This is a genomic window from Ornithinimicrobium murale (assembly GCF_003352835.1).
GTDB classification, from domain to species: Bacteria; Actinomycetota; Actinomycetes; order Actinomycetales; family Dermatophilaceae; genus Ornithinicoccus; species Ornithinicoccus muralis.
Window position 1 is genome coordinate 47,638 of sequence record NZ_QLVD01000007.1, and the last position, 6,920, is coordinate 54,557.

The window sequence follows — 6,920 nt, forward strand, 5'->3', positions numbered from 1 at the left end:
AGGCTGTCGGCCCCTCGACGAATGTCCGGGACTGCCGCCATGCCGGACTCATGGGGAGGCGGCACCTGTGTCTGATGCGCCGGGACCAGAGCGCCGCCGAGCCGTGCGCGGACGGTGTTGACGATGCCATCACTGGAGGGAGGATCCGACCTGGTGACCCTTCGGTAATTCCGGGGTTAGCGAGCGGGGCCCTCGAGTGCTCGTGCTGTGGCCATGGCGGTGCGCCAGCGGGCCATCCGTGCGGTAGTGGTCGTCGGGGCAGGTTCTGAACTCGCCTGCTGAGGTGCTTCGGCTCGAGTCCTTCCTTTGCCTTCGATTCCCGTCGCGGTACCCATCGTGCGGGCGGCAGCCCGCACCGTGGCGTCGCCCAGTCTCCGCATCGTCGGGACCAAGACGGTCGGGAGAGGAGTGCTTGGTTGATTGAGTGCCCGCAACGGCACTCCGCCCTCGGTGCGGGCCTGCTCCTGACTGGCCCATCGCATGTTCGGGAAGGGCATCGACTGCAGTCGCTCGTTCTGCATTGCCATGGCCGGTTTCGGTGCCACCTGGATGGCCTTGAAGACCGCTCTGGTGTCTCGGAAGGCGTGAGCCAGTTCCACGGACGTTGACAAGGAGTGTTGCAGCGTCGGGACCAGGACTACCAGGTCCGTCCTGGCTGCGACCAGTTGCCCGTGCGCAGGCGCGGTCCGGTCGTGGGTGAGTTCGCGGGTCGCGGCCCGGAGCTCCGTGGCCGCGGCCCGCAGCTCCTGAGGCGCTGGCGCACCGGTGCGGGGGGTCAGTGCCTCCCAGACCCTGGTGTTCCGGTCCCACGCCCGCTGGAGGTTCTCCAACGCCGGCGCGAGCCGGGTCCGGTACTGGTTCTGGTGGATGTGACCCCTTTCGGCGGCGATGCGCCAGAGCAACTGCATGTGCCCGGTGGTGACCATTTCCTGGGACGTCACCGTCCACAACGTTGCTGCGCTCGGGCTGTTCGCCAGCGCCCGGTGCGCGGCCACGTCCCAGGCGCTCAGGGCATCGGCAAAGCGGTCCCGCTGCAGGGGCTCGCGGTGTTCCCCGTCCAGCGCGACGGGGTAGGTCTTTTGCACGTAGGTGCCGGCGAGTTGCTCACTGGATCCGATCCTTCTTTGGGCGTCCAGCACGGCGTTGCGCGGGAAGTTGGGTTCTCGTCCGAGGCTGTGCAGGTCATCGGTCAGGGCGACCGTGACCGCATGGGACGTCAGGTAGAGGGCGTGCATGATGCGCGCCCGGGCGGCGTCGACGTCGGCGGCCACGTCTTGGGGCATCCGCGCGCTCGTGCTGCGTCCCCGGTAGGTCTGGACGAGGTCACCAGCGCGAAAGAGCTGGCCGGCCAGGTCGACCAGGGTGTCATCCACCGGCGCGGAGAAGCGGCCGGCCCCGGTCGCGGCCCGCTCGATGCGTTTCTGCACCGAGGCCGCCGACTGCTGCAGTTGGTCCATTAGGTCGGCCGGGCGCTGCCTGTCACCCCAGGTTGGGTCGGCACCCTCGTCTGTGGGTAGAGCGCGCCAGAGCTCATGGGCGGCACCGATGACCTCGACCCAGCCTCGGGCCATCCCCAGACCCGACCGCTCTGGTGCCTCATGCAGCAGGTCGCGGACCTGCTGTTCGGCTTCCAGGAGCAGCTCACCGACGCTGCGCCGATCCGCCTGGGCACTCATGCCAGGTCTCGGATCGCGACGATGAGCCGGACGATCAACTGGGACATGCCCCGCGGGAACTGCTCGATGGGCAGCTCCGCGCTGAGCCGCTCAGCCTGTCGGAACAGGGCGACCGGGTCCTTCCCCACCGCGACGACCTCCACCTCGGGGTAGGTCTGCCCGGGCAGCATCGCGACCGTCTCGGCCCACATGAGCATCGCTTCCAGGCCCAGGTCGCTCGTCCGCAGCGACAACTCGGTGCGCCGCAGGTCGGCTGCTTCACGGGTGGCCTGGTCCAGCAGCATCGCGATCCGGGTCAGGATCCGGACCGCCTCGGCTGATGGGGTGAAGGTGCCTACAGATGGGTGGGTCATGGTGGTGCTCCTTGTCTTGTTCTGGAGGGCTCGAGCACCATCGACCCACGCCGCCCAGGCAGTACGGGAGGTCGCTCGGCAACCTGTGGATAACTTCTCGGCACTGTCCGTGCCTGCTGGCAGGGTCCTCATATGGACCTAAAGCCGCACCACGGCTCCCCAGAGAGTCACCACCACGGACTGCGCAACGTCACGACTAGTGCTGTTTAGACAGTTCTTCAGACGACAAAGGACAAGATCGGGATGGCCGCAACACGGGCACGAGTCGCACGAGGACTGCTTCTCGTGGTTCCTCTGCTGATGAGTGCGGCGCTGGCCCTGGTGTTCGGCTCGCTCATTCCCGTCTTCGGTGCCTCAGCGCTGTTCGGGGCGCTCGGACTGGCGGCGTGGGCGGCGTGGGCGCCGGCGGGAGAGCGGGCGGTCGCCCGGGTACTCCTGGGGGCGCACGAGCCCACCATGTTCCAGCGGTACACCCTCGCGCCGGTCGCCCAGCTCCTGCTGGATTACACCGGGGATCCCCCCGAGAGGCTCCAGTTGCGGGTGATCAAGAACCCCGAGGTCGCGGCCTACGGCTGCGGCCGCGGAACGCTCCTGGTCTGTACCGGCCTCATCGAGGCGCTGGCCAGGAACCGTCTCCCTGCCACCGAGGCGGCCGCGGTCATCACGCACGAGCTCGGGGTCATGCGCGCCGGCCTCACCCGCAGCGAACCGCCGCTGCTGGTGCTGCTGCTGCCTTGGCGCCTCTGGCTGACCGTGATGGGCGCCATGTGGCACGTCGCAAAGTCACTGATCCCCGGCCCCCTGTTCCGGATCGCTCCCGGCCTGATGTTCGGTGCCATGCTCTGGCTCGGCTACAACCGAGGCGACCCAGCCTATTTCCTGGCCGCAGCCCTCCTGGCCGTCGCCTTCGGCACCTACCGGGCGCACCTGTGGTGGGCCAACGAGCGAAGCCGGGTCGGCGACCGATACGTCTACCAGTGCGGACTGGGGCAGCCGCTAGCCAACATCCTGATGCGCAGCCACGACGACCGGCACACCCGCGACCGGGTCGTCCGCCTACGGACCGGAGTGTTCGCAACCCACGGCACCGACACAGGCTGGGCCACCCCGGCACCCGGTGACCTCCCCGCACGCCCCTAGCCAAGGTGCCTCAACGAGATGGCCCCGGACGCTCGAGCGCCTCGTCCTAGGGTGAGTACTCGACCAGGCTGCTGCGAACGGCCCTGTCGTGGGCCAGGCGCTGTTCGGCCGACACCCGCTGTCGGGAGGTCCTGTTCGACCAACCGCGCGACCAACGCCGCACGCCTGGCCATCTCTTCCGGACGCACGCTCACGATGCCTCTCCCGAATCAAAGAGGACCGCTCCGACCGCCCGCAGCCCGCGCGGGCGCCGTAGACCGGGTTGTGCGGCCACCGTCCCCAACGCCAGGTTCAGCAGCTCGAGGCCCTCGCGGGCCGGCCCGCCCGCGATCGCGACGAACCGGCCGCACAAACCGACAGACACTCCGCCGATCAGTTCGACGTTGGCATGGGTCGGCTCCGCGGCCGCCAACGGCGCCAGAGCGCGCTCTGCCGCGCTCAGCGCCAGGGCCAGCGAGGCCGCGGGACCCGCGAGGTCAGCACCGCCCTCGACCAGTTCAGCGCCACCGACGCTGCGCATCGCCTCGAGCAACCCGCACGCCTGACGACGCACGCCAGTGAGGTTGCGCAGCACGTCCACGGCCTGGTCAACCGCCACGCGATCCTGCCCAGCAGTCAGCGCATCGCGCAGCGCGGCCACGTCGCCACCGCGGCGTTTCACGACCACACGCAGGTCGCCCGTCAGACCACCAACTCGCGCAGCGTCTGCACAAGGTCTTCGGCACCTCGGCGGTGCACCACGAGATGCATCACCGGGAGATCCCCCGGTCCAGTTCATGAGTGGGAGTGCCCTCTGCGCGGCGCGCCTCCAGCAGTGCCCGTGACCCCTCGGCCATCGCCCCAGAATGCCCCACGGCGTGAGCCAGGTCAGCCGTGACCTGCACCAACGATTCCTCCGCGTGCGCCCCGCTGCTAAAACTGCTCAGCAAGGATCGACTCATCGCCTCCACTTCCGGCCCGCTCACCCGCTCAACCCCCTCCAGGGCGGTGCGGGCCATCGTGCCAGTGCGGCGCAGCGCGCTCGTGGCCTCCTCGACAGCAGGGGTGGCCTGGTCGATCAATACGCCCAGACGGTTCACTCTCGTGCTCAGTGCCACCCCGTCCACCCGGGACTGCTCCCGGTCACCGTGAGCTGGAAGATCCTGCATCTTCGTCCGTGCGGCACCAACACACCAACCGGCCTGAGCCAGGTGCTCCTGCGCGGCCAGGCCCGCCTCGACACCTCGCCCGGCATACCGCATGAGCTCGCGCAGCCCGTCAGCCACGGTTTCCCCGTTCGGGTCCGGCCGCTGCCACCGCGGCCAAACTCCACGTCAGCCAGCGCGCGCAAGCCACGCGCTAGGCACTCCTCCACCTCGGTGACGCCGTCACGGGCCAGCCGGACAGTCCGCCTGGCCTCCAGGCCTCGTGGATGTCCAGTTGCGGGCCGGGCCGCATGTAGCACTGCTCACTCATGACCGGTCCCCCATCCCCGCGGTGTCGACCACCCCGGTGCTGGTTCGATGATCTTGGCGGCCACACCAAGAGCCTCATCCACCTGGTGACCGCCCTTAGCGGCAGACCGTTGAGCCGCAGTCAACTCCTCCCGCGTCGCGCCCACGACCTCGTCCACCTCTGGGATGCCTTCACTCACCGCGTCCACCGCCTCACCTTGGAAGAATCGGGACCACCTCACCCGGCCCTCACCCCCTAAAGCCCCAGCAACTCCTCCCAGAGACTCACCCTCCTGATCGAGTTGCACATACCAGAAGGCTTGGGCCGCAGCAGATCCGCGGTGACTTGCACGGTGCGTCAGGGCCAGTGGCGCGCATGTGGCTGGCTATATCTTTGTTCATCAATTGCCCGACAGATAAAGGAAGATAAGCAATGGACCGTCGAGGTCCAGAAGAGCCGCCGCGACCACGCACTGGGACGCGCAGGTGATGCGTGACGTAACCACAATCGGGCACTTCGGCCCGGGAGACCTCGAGTACCCCCTCACCAGTCCCGGGCAGCTGGCCCAGGTAGCTAGGTCCCCTGATCCCGACCGCCCCTACACCCAGAAGGCCCAGCCGTATCTGACCGGTCTCGGCCCTGTCTCGCGGTGACACCGGACCGCGGCACAGTGAGACGAAGCCCCATCAGCGCTGGTCAAGGCCGCCACGATCGGACATGGAATCCGATGCCCCCACTACCCCTTCCGGGACAAGCCCCCTGCCGGACGCCGTCACAGTCTCAGGCGCGTAGTGCTCTGCGGGGATCATCAGAGACGTCGACGGCCCTGCTGTACTCGCGGCTAGGACGTGACCAGATCCGCTGGGCCGCGGGCCGCAGCAACGCCTCATCCACTGCAGCACGGACAGCGACGGCGTCCTCGAAGCCGTCCCCAAAGCCCAGGTGCTGACGCAGCGCCGCAGTAGCAACGACCCGCAGGTGCTCCGCGATCTCCTCCGCCAGGAGGGGAACAAGGGTGCCGAGCCGAAGACGTTCCCCATCGACCTCGGTCTCGAAGTCGATTCCGACGCGCTCGGCCCGACCCAGCAGCATCAGTTGGAAGACGTCGGGCACGGAGGTGAGGGTGTAGGAGAAGGTGTAGAAGTATGCCCCTGACGGGTCGTACAGATGCAGGGACATACTGGTGGATCCCTCGTCGTGACGTAGCGCGATGGAGAGGGTTTGCGCGTCCAGCGAGGCCAACGCGTGATCGCAATCGTCTCTCTTCAACGCAACGCGCCACCAGGGCATGGGTCCAAACGTTCCTCTGGATGCCTCCAGGCGGTCGTCCAGTCTGGTTGTGCGGTTACGCGCGGTGAACGCTTCCAAGCAGGCCGTCTGGAAGTGGTGGTCGGCATCAAGCCGCAGCCGCCCAACCTCGTGGTTGGTCAACAGATTCATGAGTCCCTCCGTGGCTGTGCGTGCCTCCTCGAGGAGGAGCCGTGCACCTGCAGCAGCGATCGCGATCTCATGTTTGCCTTCACTGTGGGCCATGGTCCCGAACGCATGGACCTTGTCACCGATCAGAGCGATCGAGGTGACGTCCACGGCGACGGCTCGCAGGTGCTCGATCCGGGAGACCGCCATCGCGTCCATGATGCGCTCTCGGCCCGCGTGGACCCTCTGGTCGGTGAATACCTTGGCGAGCACGGCCTGAACCAGTTCACGGTCGTCGGCCTCCGCCCGCCGCGTCAGGGTGAGGTGTCCATCAAGGGGATCTGGGCCCAGGCCCGTCAGGTACGCGAGCACGCGAGAGTCGGTGATGCCCCAATGACGTCGCAGCTCAGAAGACAACTGCTCGGAGGTCACGTCCCGTTGACGCTCAGCTGACCACAGTTCCAGAAGGAAGGTGAAGCCGCTGCGTGGATCCCAAGGCTCTGCAACGGGCAACCCCCCGGCGAAGAGCGCTGCCTCCACACGCTGGACCAGGCCTTCAAGACGTTCCTGCGTGGCATCCTCCGCGGTCAGCACTCGACTGGAGAACACCGCGTCAACTACGTGGCCCTCGGACTCCCCCGCTGTCAGCAAGGACGCTACCTGTGCCGTCAGCAGCGCAGCAGTCAGGTGTTCAAACCCGAGTTCAGGACGAACTGAGCGCTCAAGATCGTCGCCAAGCCTCCCGATCCGTCCGAGGACCTCGAAACACACCCCATCCACCCATGGGTTGAGTCAGCGTTCGTGTCCGGTTTCGGGCTGAGGATCAAGCAACATCTGTACGGTCTTCGTGACACCTGTAGGAGGGTGCGCGATGAGCACGAACGAGTCCTCGGTGCCGAGG

At 67.5% G+C, this 6,920-nt stretch carries 7 protein-coding genes; 1 reads left to right on the plus strand and 6 read right to left on the minus strand.

What is annotated here, in order from left to right:
• Positions 1–176: 176 nt before the first annotated feature.
• On the minus strand, positions 177–1,676 hold the full coding sequence (locus tag DPQ65_RS02755) for a hypothetical protein (protein ID WP_114905859.1): 1,500 nt from the start codon (positions 1,674–1,676) through the stop codon (positions 177–179).
• The gene (locus DPQ65_RS02760; RefSeq protein ID WP_114905860.1) at positions 1,673–2,029 is read right to left on the minus strand and encodes a hypothetical protein; all 357 of its coding nucleotides are present in this window, start codon (positions 2,027–2,029) and stop codon (positions 1,673–1,675) included. The genes DPQ65_RS02755 and DPQ65_RS02760 overlap by 4 nt, the downstream gene beginning before the upstream one ends.
• 285 nt (positions 2,030–2,314) lie before the next feature.
• Between DPQ65_RS02760 and DPQ65_RS02765 the strand changes: the two genes are divergently transcribed.
• Positions 2,315–3,169, plus strand: a complete 855-nt coding sequence (locus tag DPQ65_RS02765) for a M48 family metalloprotease (protein ID WP_114905861.1) — start codon at positions 2,315–2,317, stop codon at positions 3,167–3,169.
• A gap of 190 nt (positions 3,170–3,359) precedes the next feature.
• On the opposite strand, the gene DPQ65_RS02770 is transcribed toward DPQ65_RS02765, so the two are convergent.
• The 4 genes from DPQ65_RS02770 to DPQ65_RS02785 all read right to left on the minus strand — a co-directional run bounded on the left by DPQ65_RS02770 (position 3,360) and on the right by DPQ65_RS02785 (position 6,628).
• Positions 3,360–3,830 (minus strand): hypothetical protein, encoded by a 471-nt coding sequence (locus DPQ65_RS02770; RefSeq protein WP_162801978.1) that lies wholly within the window; start codon positions 3,828–3,830, stop codon positions 3,360–3,362.
• A gap of 88 nt (positions 3,831–3,918) precedes the next feature.
• Positions 3,919–4,434 (minus strand): hypothetical protein, encoded by a 516-nt coding sequence (locus DPQ65_RS02775; RefSeq protein WP_114905863.1) that lies wholly within the window; start codon positions 4,432–4,434, stop codon positions 3,919–3,921.
• 182 nt (positions 4,435–4,616) lie between these two features.
• Positions 4,617–4,802 (minus strand): hypothetical protein, encoded by a 186-nt coding sequence (locus DPQ65_RS02780; RefSeq protein WP_162801979.1) that lies wholly within the window; start codon positions 4,800–4,802, stop codon positions 4,617–4,619.
• A gap of 581 nt (positions 4,803–5,383) precedes the next feature.
• Positions 5,384–6,628 (minus strand): hypothetical protein, encoded by a 1,245-nt coding sequence (locus tag DPQ65_RS02785; RefSeq protein ID WP_162801980.1) that lies wholly within the window; start codon positions 6,626–6,628, stop codon positions 5,384–5,386.
• Positions 6,629–6,920: the final 292 nt, after the last annotated feature.